The sequence below is a fragment of the Mesorhizobium sp. M7A.F.Ca.US.006.04.2.1 genome (genome assembly GCF_004022915.1).
GTDB lineage: Bacteria > Pseudomonadota > Alphaproteobacteria > Rhizobiales > Rhizobiaceae > Mesorhizobium > Mesorhizobium ciceri.
This window is the reverse complement of sequence record NZ_RZQA01000897.1, coordinates 1-2,453: the sequence shown is the minus strand read 5'-3', so window position 1 is coordinate 2,453 and position 2,453 is coordinate 1. Positions and strand designations below refer to the sequence as shown.

The following is a 2,453-nucleotide window of genomic DNA, read 5'->3' as shown; positions in this document are numbered from 1 at the left end:
CCCCCAGCGTCGGCGCGAACACCAGCGCATAGAGCATCGAGGCCGATAGCGTGACGATCAGGGTGATCGGCATGTACTTCATGAAGTCGCCGATGATGCCCGGCCAGAACAGCAGTGGCGAGAAGGCGGCTATGCGCGTCATCGTCGCGGCAATGACCGGACCGGCCATGCGCTTGGCGGCCAATGCGAAGGCTTCCGCCTTCGGCATGCCTTCGCTCATCCGCCGTTCGGCGAACTCGGTGACGATGATGGCATCGTCGACCAGCATGCCGACAGCCAGGATCAGGCTGAACAGCACGATCATGTTGATCGTGTAGCCCATCATGGCCAGCAGCAGGATGCCGATCAGGAATGACGACGGAATGGCCAGGCCGATCAGCAGCGAGGCACGACCCGACAGCGCGTAGAGGATGACGATGAACACCAGGATGACGGCGATCATGACGTGGTTCTGCAGATCGCCGAGCAACTGGTTGACGAAGACCGACTTGTCCTGCGTGTAGGTGACGTTCATGCCTTGCGGCATCGTCTTGACGTAGGCGTCGGACACCTCCCTCACCTTGGCGAGCGTGTCGATCAGATTGGCGCCGATGCGCTTCTTGACTTCGATGGCGATGGCCGGCTTGCCATTGAGGCGCGTGATCGTCGTGGCATCGGCGAAGGTCGAGCGGATCGTCGCGATGTCCTTGGCCTGCACCACGGCATTGGGGCCGGCGACCACGGGCAAGGCCGCCACGTCCTCGGGCGTCTCGATCAGTGACGGCACCTTGACGGCGTATTTGCCTTCCGAGCCTTCGATATTGCCGGCGGCGACCAGGCTGTTGGAGGCACCGACAGCGCCGATCAGCTGATCGAGTTGCAACCCGTAGGACGACAGTTTCATCGGATCGATGACAACTTCGACAAGATCGTCGCGCGAACCCTGCAACGAGCCCTCCAGGACGCCTGGCACTTCCTCGATACGGTCGCGCAGTTCGCGCGCGGCGGCGGTCAGCACGCGTTCGGGCAATTCGCCCGACAGGGTGACGACGAGGACGGGGAATTCGGAGATGTTGACTTCGGTAACGACCGGCTCTTCGGCCGCCTGCGGCAGGTCGGCCTTGCCGTCCTGCACCTTGGAGCGCGTGTCCTGCAAGGCCGTCGCCAGATTTGTCTGCGGCTGGAACTCGACCAGCACATAGCCGCCGCCCTGGAAGGCGGCCGAGCGCATTTCCTTGAGGCCTTTCAGGCTCTTCAGCTTGCTTTCCATCGGCCGCAGCAGAAGGCGCTCCGAATCCTCAGGCGAAATGCCCTGATAGATCAGGCTGATATACATCATCGGAATCGGAACGTCGGGCTCGGCTTCCTTCGGCGTCGACTGATAGGCGACCCAGCCGGCGAGCAGAAGGAAGACGAGGACCGAAATGGTCAGGCGGGCATTGTTGATTGCGAGTCTGACGATATCCATGGCTAACGCCTGTTCTTGAATTTCACGGGCTGCGTCGCAGCCAAGTGTCCCCGCCCGGGGTCTGTCCGCCGTACCCCATGCTACTGCGTGCCGGCGGTCGCTTCGCCCAGCAGTTTCTGGATGGTTGCCTGGTCGGCTTCGACCGGCTTGACCTCATCGCCTTCCTTCACCAGTTCCTGGCCGGCAACGATGATGCGCGCATCGGCAGGGATGCCGCCAAGCACCAGGCCGGTCGGCGTGTCGTCGACGAGGTCGATGGGGAAGAACGCAACCTTGTTGTCCTTGCCGACCGCACGGATGCCGAGGTCGCCCTTGTCGCCGAGCGTCACCACCGAGCGCGGCAGCAGCACCGCATCGGTCGGCAGCGCGCTAAGTGCGATTTCCGCCGTCATGCCGGCCGGCACGGAGCCGTCGGCATTGGGGACGGCAACCTCGACGCGGAAGGTGCGGGTCGCCGAAGAGGCGTCGCGGCTGATGTAGCGCACGGTGCCTTCGACGGTCTGGCCGCTGACCAGCCGTATGGTGGCCTTGTCCCCGAGTTTCAGGTAGCCGAGATCGCGCTCGCTGACTTCGCCGCGGGCAATCACCGGATCGAGCTTGAGGATGGTTGCCACCTCGCCGCCTTGCATGATGGAACTGCCAAGTTCCACCGGCACCCGGTCGATGACGCCGTCGAAAGGCGCCTTCACCTCGTTGCGGTCGAGTTCGGCCTGTGCCGTTTCCAGTTGCGACTGCGCCGAGGTCAGGTTCGAGCGCGCGGTATCGAGCTGCAGCTTGGGCAGATTGCCGGTCTTCATCAGCCGCAAGGCTGCGTCCAACTCGGCCTGGCGCTGCACCACCAACTGCTTTGCATTGTCGACCATCGAGATCTTTTCTTCCGCCGCAAGCATCAGTACCAGATCCCCCGTCTTGACGTGATCGCCTTGCTTGACAGGCAGCTTGTCGATGACACCGGCGACGCGCGTCGCCAGCACCGCCCGCTTGTCGGCTTCGGTCAGCCCGGAAA

Annotated in this window: 2 protein-coding genes; both read right to left on the bottom strand. The window is 63.3% G+C overall.

Translation table 11 applies throughout. The features are described from left to right. Positions 1-1,447, bottom strand: a 1,447-nt coding sequence (locus EN925_RS31855) for an efflux RND transporter permease subunit (RefSeq protein WP_164894527.1), incomplete at its 3' end; no start/stop codon positions are given. Between the two features lie 80 nt (positions 1,448-1,527). Further along, the coding region (locus EN925_RS31850; RefSeq protein ID WP_128337205.1) for an efflux RND transporter periplasmic adaptor subunit at positions 1,528-2,453 on the bottom strand (926 nt) is incomplete at its 5' end.